Source organism: Gammaproteobacteria bacterium (assembly GCA_021648145.1).
GTDB lineage: Bacteria > Pseudomonadota > Gammaproteobacteria > JAADGQ01 > JAADGQ01 > S141-38.
This window is the reverse complement of sequence record JAKITI010000016.1, coordinates 26,125-43,505: the sequence shown is the minus strand read 5'-3', so window position 1 is coordinate 43,505 and position 17,381 is coordinate 26,125. Positions and strand designations below refer to the sequence as shown.

The following is a 17,381-nucleotide window of genomic DNA, read 5'->3' as shown; positions in this document are numbered from 1 at the left end:
AGTACTTTTAAAAATAGCGCCTGAATAGTGGCAATGAAAAAATAAACAGTGTTAACAACCCGGAAAAACCACCACCGCCGCCAAAACGTTCAACATTTTCACCACCTCCGGCTCCAGGATTTCCCGTTGTCACATCATTTTCATCTTCAATGATTTCCAATATTGTCTTGCCATTTCCACCGATAATGGCTCCACCAGCTTCAGAATATAACTCCAAAACCACTGTTTTTTTACCCAGTGTAAAATCGGTATCATTAATAACATTAACTATGAGGGATTTTTCACTTAACTCTCCATCGGCCCAAGTGAGTTTACTTTCAACGAAGTTATAATGAGTCCCGCGCCAAGCAGTTCCTGGGTCACTTTCAGCCAATTTATAACGCACGGAGACTTCACCCACACTGTTGCCCGTGCGCTGCACAATCAACGTTGCAAACCCAGTAACATCATTTTCATTAATTGTATAACTAGGCTGTTTAAATTGCAGCACAGCAGGCCCTAAAGAACCCGCTTCATAAGCACCGATATCACACCTTGCAACACCATCGCCATCACCATCGGTATGACGTAAAAACCCACGCTGGTCAATGCTCAGCTTTTTATCCTCAAATGATTTACATTCATTTGGGTCACCCGCATCAATTGCAGCACTGCCTGCTCCAATTTTATGCGTTTCGGTCAAACTCCCTGGCTCAATCTCCAATGCAGCCAAAAAGGGATCCGTATTATTTATCTCCCCTTTTGTTGTATTATTAAAGCCACAGAGCTCTTCACTCTCCAGATTATAGCCATCAGAACTGATTAAGCCACTGCAATCTCCACCTGGAGTAGGCTCTGAGCTCGCTGTCTGTAACCAATTTTTTGCAACAATACTGTTCTTAATTGAGGTCATACCGGCACCATCAACTTTTTGATACAGCCCTGCCCCCTCACCGGCAATATTTTCTGAAATTGTTACATTGCGTAATGTGACGATTGAAGATTGACCGCCACTACTGTAAACCCCTCCTCCCTGGCTGATGATCACATTTCCTTTGCTATCTTGCGCAAAAACCTGACCATTTTCATCTTTACTTAATGCTTCATTGCCACTCACTGTTGAGTTAGTTATCGTTACTTCTGCTTTCGCACCCACATTGTAGATGCCACCCCCCACTGACCAAGTTTGAGTATGAGTCGCTTTATTATTTATAATCGCGCTTCCCAATATCTCCAGAAGCGTTTTTTCACCTGAAAACCCTGCTCCTGGAAAATTAGCAATACCGCCGCCGCCAGAACCGATATTATCACTGACTGTTACATACGTTAAACTCAAGTTAGCCGCATTATAAATCCCACCACCGCGTCCCCCAGTGCTCAAAATAAACGGCCCTCCTTCACTGCTTTGATCTGTTGGCGCTCGATTGCCGCTCACAACAGAGTTAACAAGGCTCATTTCTCCGTTCAGGTTTTGAATTCCACCACCATTAAACAGAGTCGCTTCATTATTACGCACGATACTATCGGAAAGGATAAAGGTACCAAAAATAGAGTTAGAGGCCGTGTTATTATTGTTAATACCGCCACCAGAGCTGGCCGAATTTCCTTCAATAATAACGTTAGAGACGATTAGGTATCCCCCCTCATTATTAATGCCACCCCCATTACTGACAAATGTTTTCGGCTGCCCACCTGTAATAGTCAACCCTCTGATCGTTACATCAATAGTACCTTTTTCGTCTGGATCCTTAATGTGAAATACACGATCAATTCCATTACCATCAATAATGGTTGTATCCCTATTTTGGCCCACAATGGTCACACTATCCAGAATATCCAGGTCACCATCAATTGACTGGTTTTCATTCGTAGTCGCAAGTGTAATTTGATAAGTACCGGGCGGCACAACAATTAAATCGGCACCATTTAAGCTGTTGGATTCCATAATTGCAGCACGCAACGAACACGCACCACTGGCATTGGCACAAAAACCATCGCCTGGCAGTGAATCTATAGAATCACCTGCATCAGGATCAACTTGAAAGCTAGCGGCCCATACTGCAGGCATTGACAGAAAAGCTGCACTAATCAGCCATAATTTCAATACTTGAGTAAAGCCAAAACTTCTATCGTGCATGCTAGATTACCTTTAACAACATATATCTGAATGTACGACAGCATAAGGCTGCGAAAATTATTTTTCCCATCTTAAAAACTGTTTTTAAAGAAAGGTCTTACTATATTGTCCGCTCATTAGTGAAATTTCTTTAGAAAAAATAACACTTAAATTAAGTCTTGATCAAGTAAAAAACCTTTTTTCGGCTCACCTTTCCCGCCCCAGTTACGTTAAAAACAGTCTCAAAAGCTTCATTTACTCTTGAGATCGTTTAAAACTGGAATAAAATTTCGGCACTATTACTGTATAAGTTGTTCCTTAACTTGCTGTGCTTTTGTTTGCAATAAGTGATTCAATCATTGGCTTCAAAATAATTTCCATCGCGAAACCCATTTTTACACCTGGCACAACCAAAGTATTTGGGCGTGACATCCATGAGCCTAAAACCATCTGTTGGTAGCCAAGAAGGTCATGCTCTTTAGGCTTGCGAAAACGAATCACAACAAAGCTTTCGTCTGGAGTCGGAATATCACGAGCAATAAAAGGATTCGAAGTATCAACCATCGGTACACGCTGAAAGTTAATATCAGTCAGTGAAAACTGTGGTGCAATAAATTTAACGTAATCGGGCATACGGCGAAGAATAGTATCCGTCACGGCCTCAGCAGAGTAGCCACGCGTTGCTGTATCACGATGAATTTTTTGAATCCACTCAAGATTAACACTAGGTACAACACCAATTAGTAAATCAACCCATTGTGCGACATTCACATCACCATCAACCGCACCGCCGTGCAAACCTTCATAAAAAAGTAGATCTTTTTCTGTATCAATATCTTCCCAGGGAGTAAAGGTTCCAGGCGCTTGATTGTAAGGTTCAGCTTCTTCTTCGTTATGCAGGTAATAACGTTTTTTACCCGTTCCGGTTTCACCATAAGTCCGAAACAACTCTTCAAGCTTATCAAAATGGTTACCTTCTGGCCCAAAGTGACTGATGGTTGTGCCTTTTTTTGCTGCTTCAGCGATTGCAACCTTCATTTCGTTACGGTCGTAGCGATGAAAGCTATCACCTTCGATGACAGCCGCTTCTACTTTTTCACGACGAAAAATATCATCAAATGCATGCTTTACTGTTGAAGTACCTGCTCCTGAAGAACCCGTAACTGCAATCACCGGATGTTTAACTGACATAGATGGTAACTCCTTGGTTAGTATAAATAAATAATAAAAATTCTGTTTTTTAGCCCAGGATGCTTTTGGCAGTAACAATGCGCGTGCTACAACCTGCGACTTTACAAACAATGGAATTCTATCACTGAATTCAACATTCCGGTATATTTAAGAGAATTCCGGCTTTAATTTCGGCACAATTATTGACGATAACCACCAAGAATTAACTAAGTCTTCAGGAGTCCAAATGAAAAATAACGCATTCATTCTTTTTTTCAATCTACTGATGAGTACCGCTTTGCTATCTTTAAGTGGTTGCTCAACACTCATCCAGAAGACATCAGAAAGTGATAGTGCCACTCATGCAACCATTCATTTTTTGCGTCCTGATACAGAGCGCCCGATGGGTTTTATGGATAATACACTTTTGATTGAAATCGACAAACAACCTCGCCTTAAACTCAAAAAACGTGATAGCACATCAATCAAACTCGAACCTGCAGAATATTTAGTTACACTACGCTACAAACATGTATCTGGCGCAAAAAACGAAATCAAAGAAGCATCCAGTGAGCGCTGGTTTACCTTCAAGAAAGGTACAAGTTACTACCTTGTACTCAAAGCAGTTGATGAAGAGTTCAGGGGTGGGTATTTTGAAATAGAAAGTGTTGATCAAGCAACTGCTCAAACGATTAAAAAATTATTTTAAGGAATAAAACCAAGTGAATAATATTGAAATAGATCAACCCGTGCCAGACTTTGAGTTGCCCGCAACAGGTGAGCAATCCATCAGCCTTTTAGGATTAAGAGGTAAAAATATCGTTCTCTATTTTTACCCTAAAGACAGTACTCCTGGTTGCACATTAGAAGGGCAAAATTTTCGAGACCTTCATGATCGTTTTATTGCATTGAATTCTGTGATACTGGGTGTATCCCGCGATGGCATTAAGGCGCATGAAAACTTCAAAGCAAAACAAAATTTTCCGTTTGATCTTTTATCGGATAAAGAAGAGATCCTATGTCGGTTATTTGATGTAATCAAGCCTAAAAAACTCTATGGAAAAGAGTTCATGGGTGTTGAACGCAGCACATTTATCATTGATCAAGAGGGCATTTTAAAAGCTGAATGGCGTAAGGTGAAAGTCAAAGGGCATGTGGATGAGGTGCTTACAGTAGTTGAAAAGCTCTAAGCATTGAGGCTTCTGAAAATTTAAGAAGCCTCGTATAAAAAATTACCCTGCTGCAATATCTGGTTTTTTATTTTTTTCTGATTGCTCTTTCCATTTTTGATGACACTCCATACCACAAACATATTGCACATAATCATCACCTTCCACACTGAGTGCAACAGAAGCAGGAATTTCATTCATACACACACCACATGACACTTGTGGTTCATCTTGAGTTATATTTTTTCGATCAACACACATATTCTCACTCCTTTTTTAAGGCTTATACATTAAGACAGAAAAAAATGAATAAAATTCAAAATTTACGCCCTCTTCCAGCGTGCAGTGCAATCATCCAGAATCAGATAGAGTGATGGCACTAATATTAATGTAATCATCGTCGCAAACAGCACACCAAATCCTAATGAAATCGCCATAGGGATCAAAATTTTGGCTTGTATTGATGTCTCCAATATCATGGGCGAAAGCCCACCAATGGTAGTCAATGTTGTTAATACAATCGCCCTGAAGCGCTGTATCGCTGCTTCTTTAACCACTTCATGCACCGACTTCCCACCTTCGCGCCTTAATTGGTTTGCATAATTAATCAACACCAGTGAGTCATTGACAACGATTCCTGACAGCGCCACCACCCCGAGCAAGCTGGTAATGCTCAGATCGTACCCCATAATTAAGTGGCCATAAATCGCGCCAATAATCCCAAAAGGAATCGCCACCATAACAATGGCAGGCTGAATATAACTTTGGAAAGGTATCGCAAGCATGGCGTATACAATCAGCATCGCAACCACAAAACTGACTTTTAGGCTACCCAAGCTATCACTCATTTCTGCCTGATGCCCTCCAAAATTAAACTGTAATCCAGGGTATTGGTTTTCCAGCTCGGGCAATAAATTTTCTTGCAAATCATTCAGCACTTCACCGGCTTTACTTTGCGGTGTTGCATTAGCGGTAATTTGAATAATCCGGCGACCATTCTGACGACTGATTTCTGTATACGCATGCCCTCGTTCAATATTGACCACATCGCGCAGTGGCACAGCATTGCCTTGCTTTGTAATCAACATCAGTTCATTGATATCACGCTCTGAAAGTCGCTCTGTTTCAGGCAGGCGAACCATCACTTTGATCTCATTACGCCCGCGCTGCTGTCTCACCACTTCTGAGCCGTAAAATGCTGCTCTGACCTGCCTGGCCACATCCTGAGCGGTAAAACCCAGGCTACGCCCTTCGGGTCGCAGGCTAAAATCCATCTGTTGCTTCCCTTGTGAAAAGCCATCGTCCACATCTTTAACCGATGAATACCCTTTCAAAGCATCGCCAACCTGCTCGCTCACCTTCTCTAGCACGCCCATATCTCGATGACTCGCTTCAATCGTAATCGTAGGCCCTGACCCCGGCCCGCCAAAATCAGAGTGAAAACGTAATGACTCTACGCCCGAAATATCGCCCGTTAACTCACGCCAGCGTTCGGTAAACTCTCCTGTACTCATGATGTTTTTACGTATGTCAGGGTCAGTCATATAGACTTTAATCATCGCTTTATGGCTTCCACCTTGCCCCGTTTCAGCGAGTATTCCTTTTATTAGCTCATCACCACGCGGCAGTTCAGCTGCGACAGCTCGTGCATTTTGCAATAACTGGTCAACCACTCGGTTGGTTTTCTCGGCTGATGTGCCGTATGGCAGAGTCAAGCCAGCCACTGCAAAATCAGATTCTGTTTTAGGAAACATCTCCATACCCATGCGCCCACTCATGGCGTACGACAGCGTGAGCAGCAAGATAGAAAAAGCGATAACCACCGTGAAATATCGGTGATACAGAGCAAAATCAAGAAACGCTCCAAAACGGTATTTAACCCAGTGTGCAAAAGCCAGGCTGAATGATTGCTGTTTTTGATGAAGCCACAACCCTGCACCATGACGCTTTTTATCTTTTATTCGTGCCAGATGTGCCGGCAAAACAAACAAGCTTTCTAGTAACGAAATAATGAATACGGTGACCACCACCACAGGAATCACCTGAAATATTTTGCCCATCATGCCGGGTACAAAATAGAGCGGCATAAAGGTCGCAATATTGGTCAGAATGCTGAACGATATCGGCATGGCCATTTCCCGAGCGCCCCGAATCGCGGCCTGAAGGGGCGGCACTCCTTTTAGGCGATAGTGATAGACGTTCTCACCCACGATAATGGCATCATCCACGACGATTCCTAGCGCGACAATAAAAGCAAACAGTGAGATCATATTGAGTGAAACACCCAAGAACGGCAGCACTAGAAACGCACCCATAAACGAAATAGGGATACCCATCATTACCCAGAAGGCGAGCCGTATTTCCAGAAAGAGTGCCAGAAAAATTAGCACTAAAATCAGCCCGAGCGCACTGTTACGCAGCAATAGATCAACACGCTGCTGGTAAACAACAGAGCGATCATAAATAACATCAGCTGCAATCCCTGACGGCAGGGTCGGTCGAAATTGATCCAGATGTTGATAGACTGAATCTGAAATCTGGATCGGTGTTTCATTGCCAACACGATAAACATTGACCATCATGGCCGCTTGCCCGTTGTAACTGGCCTGATAATCGGTATCTGCGTAATGATCATGTATCTGGGCAATCTGCCCCAGCAAAACTTCACCGCCCTCTGCTGTCATAATCACCGGCAGTTCGGCAAACTGCTGCCCGAAATTACGCCGCTCTTTCATGCGAATCAGTATTTCGCCATTCAATGCTTTAATACTGCCACTCGGCAGATCAACCGAAGCGTTTTGCAGACGACGCGCCACTTCATCCAGCGTTAATTGATAGCGGCGTAAATTTTCCTGGGATATCTCAATACTGATTTCCAATGGGCGCACACCCGACAGCTCGGCTTGAGTGATTCCCGAATAACTTAACAACTGGTCACGCAGTTGTTCGGAAAGTTCGTGCAGTGAATGTTCGCTGGTATCGCCGTAAAGTGCCACTGAGACAACGCGACGCTTATTGGTCAAAATAGAGACCTGTGGATTTTCAATATCCAGAGGAAATGTTCTGATGCGGTCGACAACGCCTTGAATATCTTGCGCGAGCTTTTTTAAATCCGTGCCGACCAGTGCTTCAACTGTCACCGTTCCGATGCTTTCATTGGCAGAAGCGTTGATTTTTTTGATGCCATCAATGCCGACAATAGCCTCTTCAATCGCCAGAATAATCCCTTGCTCAACCTCTTCAGGGCTTGCGCCGGGATAAGCCACATTGATCTGCACCTGGTCGGCATCAAATTCAGGAAAAACTTCCTGCTTCATCTGGCTCAAAAACAGATAGCCACCCAACAGGCAAAGCACCATGATCAGATTCGCCGCGACGGGATGACCCGCCATCCAGCTTATCGGGCCATTTTGGTTATTTTGCATGTGGTTTAGACCGTAGCTTCATGCCTTGAACGGGAGCGGCCAGGTCACTCACGATCAGTCGCTGATTTAAAGTATTCTTCTCTGATCACTTTATTCTTCAGCGTGACAACAGCCGTACCAGTTTTTTGCGCTATCTCTCGTGCTTTAATCGCTGCTCGCTTCATTGCAATTTCTGCATTTGCCAAATCAGGATCTCTTTTATGTGATTTTGAATTTTGATCAAACTTATCTACACTCATAATTTTACACCCTCTTCAAGAAGTTCAGGGGTTACCCCTGAGTTATCGTAAACTGCCCATTCATCTACCAAGGGTTTGTACAAGGTTCAAACGATCGAATTTTGAGAAATTCAATAAGTACTTTTCTTGTTGAAACCCCTCTAAGTAAAGTTACTGTTGAATTAACATTTCGTTTATCCACCAACTGTATGTAATATCCTAATCGCTTGTAGCTACTCATCATCCAACATTTTTACAGATTTATCTCTCAACAATATTTTCATCTGTGAAATAGCAATTTGATTCAGTTTTACCAATCGGTCGCTTTGTGGCAAACCATCATTAATAAACACCGCATTTAAGTTTTCGAGATTGGCAAGGCATACCAATTGGCTGACATTGGCATAATCTCTAATATTACCTTTCTCTTTGGGGTTTTCGTCTCGCCACTGTTTGGCTGTTTTCCCAAAGAGAGCCACATTTAAAATATCTGCTTCATTGGCGTAAACAACAAATATTTGTTTTTTATTTAGGTTTTTTGGGATAAGGTTTTCTTTAATAGCATCTGTATGTATGCGATAGTTTATTTTGGTGAGGTTGCGTTTAATATCCCAACCGAGTTGCTTTTGTTCTTCATCTTTTAGACGTTGAAATTCTTTTATCAGAAAGATTTTAAACTTTGGCGAAATCCAAGAAGCAAACTCAAAGGCAATGTCTTTATGAGCATAGGTTCCGCCATACCTTCCTGCTTTGGCAATAATACCAATGGAGTTTGTTTTACTTACCCATTGTTTAACAGAAAGTGCAAAGCGATTTAAGCCTGCCTGATTTTTAATTCCCTCGAATTCGGGGGAATTAAAATTAGGGTTATAAATTTCTTCCCAAATCCCAAGAAATTCAATCGTGTTCTTGTTTCTTAGCCACTTTTCAATAAGAACAAGCCCATTATCAATATCCCGAACCATATCGGTAAGAGATATATAGTCTTGTTCTTTGGTAGAAATGATAGTTATCTCACTCCCCTGGACATCTATTTTTTTATTCTTTTTGCTCATAGCTCGTATCCAAGTGTTTTGAAAGCGTTAATCAATTGGTTTTAGTATTTGATGTAAACAATGAAATGAAGCCAGCCCTTATTCAGACCGCAGCTTCATACCTTGAACAGGAGCGGCCAGGTCACTCACGATCAGTTGCTCTCCCGTTGCTAATTGATCAGAGATATAAACAATACCACTTTCACGCCAGCGAATATCGACGGTACGAATATCCAGCTCATTGTTTTGGGTCATCACCCAGATCTGCGAGCCTTCATGCAGTGATGGCTCTGGAATATGCAGTACATCGGTAAGAATTTTCCCCATCATTTCAACACGAACAAAAGCACCTGCCATCAATTTTGGTCGATCCTTATTCTCCGTTTTTAGTGCCATGGGATCTTTGATTGATACTATAATTTGAGCCATATGATCCTCTTGTCCAATCATGGGCTTAATTGATTTCACGGTTCCTTGCCGAAAAGTGTTCTCTCCCCAGGCAGATGTGTGCTTAATGTGAGCGTCTGCCCCGATATTGACCCATTTAAGCTGATCCACCGGAATAGCGACTTCAACCCAGTACGTATCGGTATCGACTAATGTCATCAACGCTGTCGCTGTAGTCACTTGTGAACCCACGCTGACCTTTTTTTCTTGAACAAGCGCATTAAAAGGAGCTTTAATCTGTGTCCGGCGCAGATCCAGTTGAGCTCGATCCAGTGATGATTGAGCCGCTGCAATATTCGCTTTTGCCATTTGCAGGTGCGGCTGACGAAGCACCAGAGAGAGCTCTTCACCTTCCAGTTTTTCACCTAACAGCAGATAGTCTTGCTTTGCAATTTGTTGCCGTCCTACTTCCAGTGCCAGCTCATATTCAGCACGGACAAGATCACTTTTACGTTGTTGGACAACCAACTCATAATCTGTCGGATCAATTTTCAAAATCTCACTATTTTTTTTGAACATTCCACCAGGTACAAGTGAAGAGCTTACTTTAATGACTTCACCGCTCACTCGCGCCATCAACTCAATTTGCTGCGCCGCGATCACGCGACCCATCGCTTGCACGGTCACTGAGTGCTCACGGAATGGTGGAATCACCGTTTCAACCAACGGTACTTTAACCTCAGGTTTAACTCGCTCAGCCTGAGGTTGAGTCGAAATAAGATAAAAAGAGAGTGCAATTGCAACCAATAAAATAGCCAGCGCAATCAATATTTTAAATATTTTTTTAAATCTAGTTTCTGACATGTTTCACATCCCAGTCGCCCGCTAGTGCCCGATACAAATTAATACGATATTCAATCAATTCACGCTCCGCCTGCAACTGACTACGCTGTAATTTTTGATGACTGGATACTGCGCCGAGGAAACGGAAAAAATCCATTTCACCATGAATATAGTGCTGCCGTGTTTGCTCGACAACAGCCTCTGAAAATGATAGCTGTTTATTTAAACGATCCAGCCATTGCTGTTGATGCACCTCTTGAACCAAAGCATCCTCCACCTCTTTCAGCGCTGTTAACACCGTTTGTTTGTAGCGATTCAACGCTTCGAAGCGAACCGCCTCAGTGCGATCAACTTCGGCCTTGCGCTGACCGCCATCAATAATCGGCACTAATAAATTAGCTGCTATATTAGTCAACCAGTTATTAAATAGTTCAGTCGCATCAAAATCCAGCTTTGCCGTTAAGCTGATGCGAGGAAAGCGCTCACTCACCGCCACTGCCATACGTTGATCCGCTGCCTGAACCTGTAGATAAGTCTGACGAACATCGGGTCGCTGATTGATAAGTTCAGCAGGAATGCCCGTCTTAGGCAGTGCAGGTAATTTGGGGAATATTTGTGCTTTGGGGAATAAATCAGCATGAGGTGACTGCCCTAACAAGAGCGCCAACTGGTGATTTAACAGCTGAAGCGTTGATTCAGCCAGAGAAGTTTCACCCAATGTTGCTTCGACTTTCTGACGCTGCTGAAGCAGATCAGTCGAAGTAATTTGCCCTGCTTTGAATCGTCCGGTGACAGCACTCAGGTGTTTTTTATCCGTCAGGTGCTGCTGTTTAAGTAACTCAATTTGACGTTGTTGATCGACCAAACGATACCATGTAACAGCCACTTCAGAGCTGAGTGAAATTGCAGCCGCATTCAGTGCTTCCTGACTAGCAAGAAAATCTAACTCAGCCGCTTGAGTGTTTGAGTTGATTCCTCCCCATAAATCCAATTCATAACTTGCTGCAATACCGATCGAAGAGATATCGGTCGTGACTTTACTCAGTTCATCGCTTTGACTGACTGAACGTGAAGAACCTGCCGACCCATCCAGACGAGGAAAACTTGCAGCTCCACTTTTACGTGCAACAGCACGCGCCTGCTCCAGACGATTCCTGACACTTTGGAGGTCAAAATTATCGAGCAGTGCTGTTTCAATTAATTGATTGAGAGATTCATCATTGAATACTCGCCACCATTTTTCCGGCAGCTCGGATGAGCCTGTTTGAGTGAATTCCAGAGGAAGTGAGGGGGGTTGAACCACTGCTTTTTCAGAAGTGGCGCATGATGCCAATAACAATATTGCAGCAATGGGTAGATATCGCTGTAACATTATGTTTTTAAATACTTCTTGATTTCATCCATTTTTTCAATGATGCCAGTCTTTCCCCATAAGCCTTACCCGCTATTAGTCCTTCAACACTCAGTGTGTTTTTCGTTACAGTGACATTTTCTATAGACATATTAACGCACCAAGCGTAAAAACCACTCATCTTTTTTACTGCTTATGTAACTTGAGCCATGCCGAAACAACACAATCCATGCATGTTTGTCAGAGTGAAGATCCTTGGTTTCAGTCCAATAACCTGTTGTGGCTGTTCTTGGAAAAACTTCTGTACTGATGGATGGAGCAAAGCATTTATGTTCTACAATTTTTTCCAGCTCATTACGAGTGGGCAAGCGCCACTTTTTAGAGCCTGCAAAACCTTCTTTATTTAAAGATTTAACTTCTGACGTTGCTTTACGCCAGCTTTTACGATCAGCATCACCTGCACAAATTTCTCCGTTCCAGCTCATACCTACAGAACACTTCATCCATGTTAGGCCATTTTTTTTATCGGTAACAGTGCCATCACCATTATTTTTAAACTGAGATGCGGGAGCCGTTTCCAAGCCCATACCTTTACAGTTATCAGCCGCCAATGAAGTACTAAAAGTAAAAAGTGAAACGGATAAAGCCAAGGCAAATCGGGAGTACATAACTCCTCCTAGTTAAGTTAAAGAATTGCCCTTAATCTAGCTTGACAGGCCTACCTATGTCAATCTCGCTCTTCCAGCCACATCATCTGAATGGCTTCCAGAATTTTTTCACCACAATGCGTAGGGTCATCATCAAACTCTGCCAACTCAAGCACCCATTGCTGCAAATCAGTAAAACGTACATATTGTGGATCAACATCAGGATGAGCTTCATCCAGTTCAATGGCTATATCTCGTGTATCGGTCCAACGCAGTGTCATTTTAGTGCCCTTCTGAAACCATGTTGATGGTGTACTTTGGAATTTCGACCACGAGATCGTCTTCTCCTACAATCGCTTGACAGCTTAATCTCGAATCTGGGTCAAGCCCCCAAGCTTTATCCAGCATATCATCTTCATTTTCACTGGCTTCATTCAGTGATTCAGCCCCTTCTCTGATATAAACATGACAGGTCGTACAGGCGGCAACTTTTTCACATGCATGTTCAATAGGGATATCAGAAGCCAACGCAGCATCACAGATACTGACTCCTGCTTGGGTCTCTATTACTGCCCCTTCAGGGCATAATTCATCATGTGGTAGAAATATAATTTGCGGCATATATTTACCCCTTATTATCAAAATCAGTCACGCTATGACCAGCCAAAACCTTCTGGATATTGGCATCCATACGCTTGGCTGCAAAACTTGCGCTGGCTTCATCTAGGCTTGATGTCAAACGTTTAACCTCTTCAAGTGAAGCGCTATTTTCTGACTCTTTAAGTTTTTCCAGTGTCTGATTAATCTTTTGACACTCATTATAACTTAAAAGTTTTTCGGCATCCGCCGCCAAAGCACTCTCTACAGCTTCTATTAATCTTTTTGCATCCACCTGAGCTTCTCGTAAGCGTCTTGCTTCAACATCAGATTCTGCATAATGCATAGAATCTTTGAGCATCTGTTCAATCTCGTTTTCTTGAAGCCCGTAAGAGGGTTTCACTTCGATCTGACTGCTGATACCTGAGGTTTTCTCAATAGCAGAGACACTCAACAAGCCATCCGCATCAACCTGAAATGTAACACGAATACGCGCGATACCTGCAGCCATGGGAGGAATACCACGAAGTTCAAAGCGTGCCAGTGAGCGGCAATCATCGACCAGATCCCGTTCGCCTTGTACGACATGAACCATCATGGCTGTCTGGCCATTTTTATAGGTTGTGAACTCTTGTGCTCTTGCAACGGGAATCGTGGTGTTGCGTGCAATCAATTTTTCACTTAACCCTCCCATTGTTTCCAGACCCAGTGACAGTGGTATCACATCTAAAAGCAGCATTTCACCATCGTTTTTATTACCCACCAAAATGTCTGCTTGAATCGCCGCACCAATAGCGACAACTTTATCGGGATCAATATCGACCAGAGGCGGTTGTGCAAAAAATTCGCCCACCAATTTTCGCACTAATGGCACTCGGGTCGCGCCACCGACCATCACAACATCTTCTATATCACTCACCTGAATACCAGCATCCCTTAAAGCGCGGCGACAAGGTGCGATTGTGCGGCGAATGATAGGCTCAATCAGTGTTTCAAATTGTTCGCGTGTTAATTGGCTTTGCCAAGTTCCACCCTGATCCAAATCAATATTCAACGGAGCGGAGTGCTGCTCTGTTAAAGTTTCTTTTGCGATACGTGATTCATTCAAAATATGGCGCACTTGGCTGTGACTTGCATCATCACTAATACCTGCTTGTGTCATGATCCATTTGGTAATTTCATGGTCAAGATCATCACCACCCAAAGCGGCATTGCCTGCGGTAGCAATCACTTCAAACACACCTTTGCTAAAACGCAGTATTGAGATATCAAACGTACCACCACCCAAGTCATAAATAACATGAATGCCTTCAGAGCCACGATCCAATCCATACGCAATAGCCGCAGCCGTTGGCTCATTGAGCAGACGTAAAACATTGAGCCCGGCTAATCGAGCAGCATCTTTGGTGGCCTGGCGCTGCGCATCATCAAAATAGGCGGGCACGGTAATCACCACCCCATCAAGCTCACCCTGCAGGCTCTGCTCTGCACGTAATTTAAGTTCTTTTAATATTTCTGAAGAGACTTGAACAGGGCTGACATCACCCGCAGCCGTACTAATCCGTGGCATTCCCTGCTCAGATTTTGTGAACTGATAAGGTAATTTATTACCTGTTTGGACGATATCTTCAATACCACGCCCCATCAAACGCTTTACCGATGCGATGGTATTAAGTGGGTCAGAGACAGCCTTTGCTGCAGCAACCCGACCCACAATCACTGGCTGATCTTTTGAATATGAGACAATTGAAGGGAGCAGATGGTATCCCTCAATATCAGGCAGTACATCAGCAACACCACTGCGCGATGTTGCTACCAGTGAATTCGTGGTTCCTAAATCAATTCCTGCAGCTAAACGCCTTTGATGAGGGGCTGGAGACTGCCCAGGTTCGCTGATCTGTAATAATGACATGTTTTTAAAATTAATCCATCAGCTCATCTTCAAGCAGAAACGCTTCTTCCCGCAATTTCACCATGAACTGTATTTTATTTAATGTAGATTGAATGGTTGATAAATTATTCGGCGAAATTTCTTTAAACTCTGTTTTCAATTGCTCAATGATTTCACTGATAGAGTCGTCCGTTTTCTTAATAAACAGAAGCAGATGATCTAAACTATCTGGTGCTGTTTTTATCGATTCCAGCTCTTCTCTGAGCTCAAATTGCTGCATCAAAAAAACAGGATCTTTTATTGAAACTTCCTCTGGCAGGTTTTGCTCATCAGGTTGATAAAGCGACAGCAGATAAAAACCGCGCTTAACCGGATCTTTTAGTATGCTATAAGCGTCATTAAGTTCAGTGCTATGTTGCATTGCCAATCGTTGCTCATGATCAGGTTTCGATGCATATCGGTCGGGATGAAAGTTTTTTTGAAGTAATTGATAGCAGTCAGTAAGTGCTCTTAGGTCAAGATCAAAATCACAAGGCAGAGCTAAAAACTCAAAATAGTTTTTTTTTGACAAAGAAGACATGATCAAACAGTAAAACTTTCACCACATCCGCACTCATCGCTCACGTTAGGATTATTAAACTTAAAACCCTCACTAAGCCCTTCACGCATATAATCAAGCTCTGTACCATCAATATAGATTAAGCTTTTTGGGTCTACATAAATTTTAATAGCTTTATTTTCAAATAGCTTATCTTCTGGTGCGGCCTCATTAACAAACTCCATGACATACGCCATTCCAGAGCAACCAGATGTCTTCACACCTAGGCGCAATCCCAAACCACTGCCACGCTTATCTAAAAAGCCCTGAATATGTGTTGCAGCTGCATCTGTTAGTGTAATGGCCATTTTTTCACTCTATAACAGTAGATTTATGCTTGGACTTATAATCATCAATTGCTGCTTTTACTGCATCCTCAGCTAATACGGAGCAATGAATTTTAACGGGTGGCAATGCAAGTTCTTCTGCGATATCACTATTTTTTATGGTTCCCGCTTCGTCCAGTGTTTTTCCTTTCACAAGCTCGGTCAATAATGAACTCGAAGCAATTGCTGAACCACAGCCGTATGTTTTAAAACGCGCCTCTTCAATCACGCCATCATCGTTGACTTTAATTTGCAGGCGCATCACGTCACCACATGCGGGCGCTCCCACCATACCTGTGCCCACGGAATCATCATTTTTATCCAACACACCTACGTTGCGTGGATTCTCATAATGATCTAATACTTTTTCGCTATATGCCATAACTAACTACCTCGCTTATGATTAATGTGCTTCCCACTGTATTTTAGAGAGATCGATACCATCCTGATGCATCTCCCATAACGGTGATAATTCACGTAATTTTTCGATTTTATCCGGAATCAAGTTAATTGCATGTTCAATTTCTTCAGCCGTTGTAAAGCGACCTAGTGCAAAACGAATTGAACTATGCGCCAATTCATCACTACGGCCTAATGCTCGTAGTACATAAGAAGGCTCAAGACTGGCCGAGGTACAGGCTGAGCCTGATGAAACCGCCAAATCTTTCAGCGCCATCAAAAGTGACTCACCTTCAATAAAGTTGAAACTGATATTGAGCACACCTGCGACCCTTTGCTTGGAGTCACCATTGATATAAACCTCTTCCAGCTGCATCAAACTTTGCTCTAACCGATCACGCAGCTGACGAATTCGTTGATCATCCTGTTGCATCTCGGCGCGTGCAATGCGAAAAGCTTCGCCCATACCCACAATTTGATGCACCGCCAATGTGCCTGAACGCATGCCTCGCTCATGTCCGCCCCCATGCATCTGTGCTTCCAGACGAATTCGTGGCTTACGCCGAACATAGAGCGCACCGCAGCCTTTGGGGCCATAGATTTTATGAGCAGAAAAGGACATCAAGTCCACTTTCATTGATGCTAAATCAATAGCAATTTTACCGGCACTTTGTGCGGCATCCACATGAAACAGTGTTTTTTTAGCACGCGTTATTTCACCGATGGCTGCAATATCTTGAATCACCCCAGTCTCATTATTGACGTGCATAATAGAAACCAGCACGGTATCGTCACGTATCTCGGCTTCCAGTTTTTTCAGGTCAATTAAACCGTTTGTTTCAGGAGTCAGATAAGTGACTTCATAACCTTCTCGCTCCAACTGCCTGCAACTGTCCAGCACGGCTTTGTGCTCAGTTTTACAGGTGATGATGTGTTTGCCTTTTTTCTTATAAAAATGCGCCACACCTTTAATCGCCAGATTATCAGATTCGGTGGCCCCTGAAGTCCAGACAATCTCTTTTGGATCGGCATTCACCAAATCTGCAACCTGTTTTCGAGCCACGTCAATCGCTTTTTCAGCTTGCCAGCCGAACTCATGTGAACGTGAAGCAGGGTTTCCGAAATTTCCTGTCGTCGTTAAACACTCCATCATTTTTGTCGCAACACGTGCGTCAACTGGAGTTGTGGCGGCATAGTCAAAATAAATAGGCAGTTTCATTTACAATACATC

At 43.1% G+C, this 17,381-nt stretch carries 18 protein-coding genes; 2 read left to right on the top strand and 16 right to left on the bottom strand.

What is annotated here, in order from left to right; all coding sequences use genetic code 11:
• Window positions 1–7: 7 nt before the first annotated feature.
• Window positions 8–2,116: a hypothetical protein gene (locus tag L3J70_10410; protein MCF6236764.1), complete on the bottom strand. Its 2,109-nt coding sequence runs from the start codon at window positions 2,114–2,116 to the stop codon at window positions 8–10.
• A 297-nt stretch (window positions 2,117–2,413) separates the two neighbouring features.
• Window positions 2,414–3,286, bottom strand: a complete 873-nt coding sequence (locus L3J70_10405) for a phosphoribulokinase (protein ID MCF6236763.1) — start codon at window positions 3,284–3,286, stop codon at window positions 2,414–2,416.
• Window positions 3,287–3,512: 226 nt separating this feature from the next.
• Here L3J70_10405 and L3J70_10400 point away from each other — a divergent pair, with 226 nt between their 5' ends.
• Both L3J70_10400 and L3J70_10395 read left to right on the top strand, forming a co-directional pair.
• Window positions 3,513–3,974 (top strand): hypothetical protein, encoded by a 462-nt coding sequence (locus L3J70_10400; GenBank protein MCF6236762.1) that lies wholly within the window; start codon window positions 3,513–3,515, stop codon window positions 3,972–3,974.
• A gap of 13 nt (window positions 3,975–3,987) precedes the next feature.
• Complete coding sequence (locus L3J70_10395) at window positions 3,988–4,455, top strand: peroxiredoxin (GenBank protein MCF6236761.1); 468 nt, start codon at window positions 3,988–3,990, stop codon at window positions 4,453–4,455.
• Window positions 4,456–4,497: 42 nt separating this feature from the next.
• Here L3J70_10395 and L3J70_10390 read toward each other — a convergent pair whose 3' ends face one another.
• The 14 genes from L3J70_10390 to L3J70_10325 form a co-directional block, all read right to left on the bottom strand.
• Window positions 4,498–4,695, bottom strand: a complete 198-nt coding sequence (locus L3J70_10390) for a DUF3330 domain-containing protein (protein MCF6236760.1) — start codon at window positions 4,693–4,695, stop codon at window positions 4,498–4,500.
• A 62-nt stretch (window positions 4,696–4,757) separates the two neighbouring features.
• Window positions 4,758–7,859: an efflux RND transporter permease subunit gene (locus L3J70_10385; protein MCF6236759.1), complete on the bottom strand. Its 3,102-nt coding sequence runs from the start codon at window positions 7,857–7,859 to the stop codon at window positions 4,758–4,760.
• 44 nt (window positions 7,860–7,903) lie between these two features.
• The gene (locus L3J70_10380; protein MCF6236758.1) at window positions 7,904–8,098 is read right to left on the bottom strand and encodes a hypothetical protein; all 195 of its coding nucleotides are present in this window, start codon (window positions 8,096–8,098) and stop codon (window positions 7,904–7,906) included.
• Window positions 8,099–8,310: 212 nt separating this feature from the next.
• Window positions 8,311–9,132 (bottom strand): KilA-N domain-containing protein, encoded by an 822-nt coding sequence (locus L3J70_10375; protein ID MCF6236757.1) that lies wholly within the window; start codon window positions 9,130–9,132, stop codon window positions 8,311–8,313.
• Window positions 9,133–9,210: 78 nt separating this feature from the next.
• Complete coding sequence (locus L3J70_10370) at window positions 9,211–10,362, bottom strand: efflux RND transporter periplasmic adaptor subunit (protein ID MCF6236756.1); 1,152 nt, start codon at window positions 10,360–10,362, stop codon at window positions 9,211–9,213.
• Complete coding sequence (locus L3J70_10365) at window positions 10,349–11,713, bottom strand: TolC family protein (GenBank protein ID MCF6236755.1); 1,365 nt, start codon at window positions 11,711–11,713, stop codon at window positions 10,349–10,351. Before L3J70_10365 ends, L3J70_10370 begins: the two co-directional genes overlap by 14 nt.
• A gap of 131 nt (window positions 11,714–11,844) precedes the next feature.
• Window positions 11,845–12,360, bottom strand: coding sequence for a DUF1566 domain-containing protein (locus L3J70_10360; protein MCF6236754.1), 516 nt, complete (start codon window positions 12,358–12,360; stop codon window positions 11,845–11,847).
• 59 nt (window positions 12,361–12,419) lie between these two features.
• Complete coding sequence (gene iscX / locus L3J70_10355; protein MCF6236753.1) at window positions 12,420–12,620, bottom strand: Fe-S cluster assembly protein IscX; 201 nt, start codon at window positions 12,618–12,620, stop codon at window positions 12,420–12,422.
• A gap of 1 nt (window position 12,621) precedes the next feature.
• Window positions 12,622–12,960, bottom strand: a complete 339-nt coding sequence (gene fdx / locus L3J70_10350; protein ID MCF6236752.1) for an ISC system 2Fe-2S type ferredoxin — start codon at window positions 12,958–12,960, stop codon at window positions 12,622–12,624.
• A 4-nt stretch (window positions 12,961–12,964) separates the two neighbouring features.
• Complete coding sequence (gene hscA, locus L3J70_10345; protein MCF6236751.1) at window positions 12,965–14,848, bottom strand: Fe-S protein assembly chaperone HscA; 1,884 nt, start codon at window positions 14,846–14,848, stop codon at window positions 12,965–12,967.
• Between the two features lie 10 nt (window positions 14,849–14,858).
• A complete protein-coding gene (gene hscB / locus L3J70_10340; protein ID MCF6236750.1) occupies window positions 14,859–15,407 on the bottom strand; it encodes a Fe-S protein assembly co-chaperone HscB in 549 nt (182 codons plus the stop codon).
• 2 nt (window positions 15,408–15,409) lie between these two features.
• A complete protein-coding gene (iscA, locus tag L3J70_10335) occupies window positions 15,410–15,733 on the bottom strand; it encodes an iron-sulfur cluster assembly protein IscA (GenBank protein ID MCF6236749.1) in 324 nt (107 codons plus the stop codon).
• A 4-nt stretch (window positions 15,734–15,737) separates the two neighbouring features.
• Window positions 15,738–16,133, bottom strand: a complete 396-nt coding sequence (gene iscU, locus L3J70_10330) for a Fe-S cluster assembly scaffold IscU (protein MCF6236748.1) — start codon at window positions 16,131–16,133, stop codon at window positions 15,738–15,740.
• Between the two features lie 21 nt (window positions 16,134–16,154).
• On the bottom strand, window positions 16,155–17,369 hold the full coding sequence (locus L3J70_10325; protein ID MCF6236747.1) for an IscS subfamily cysteine desulfurase: 1,215 nt from the start codon (window positions 17,367–17,369) through the stop codon (window positions 16,155–16,157).
• Between the last annotated feature and the right edge of the window lie 12 nt (window positions 17,370–17,381).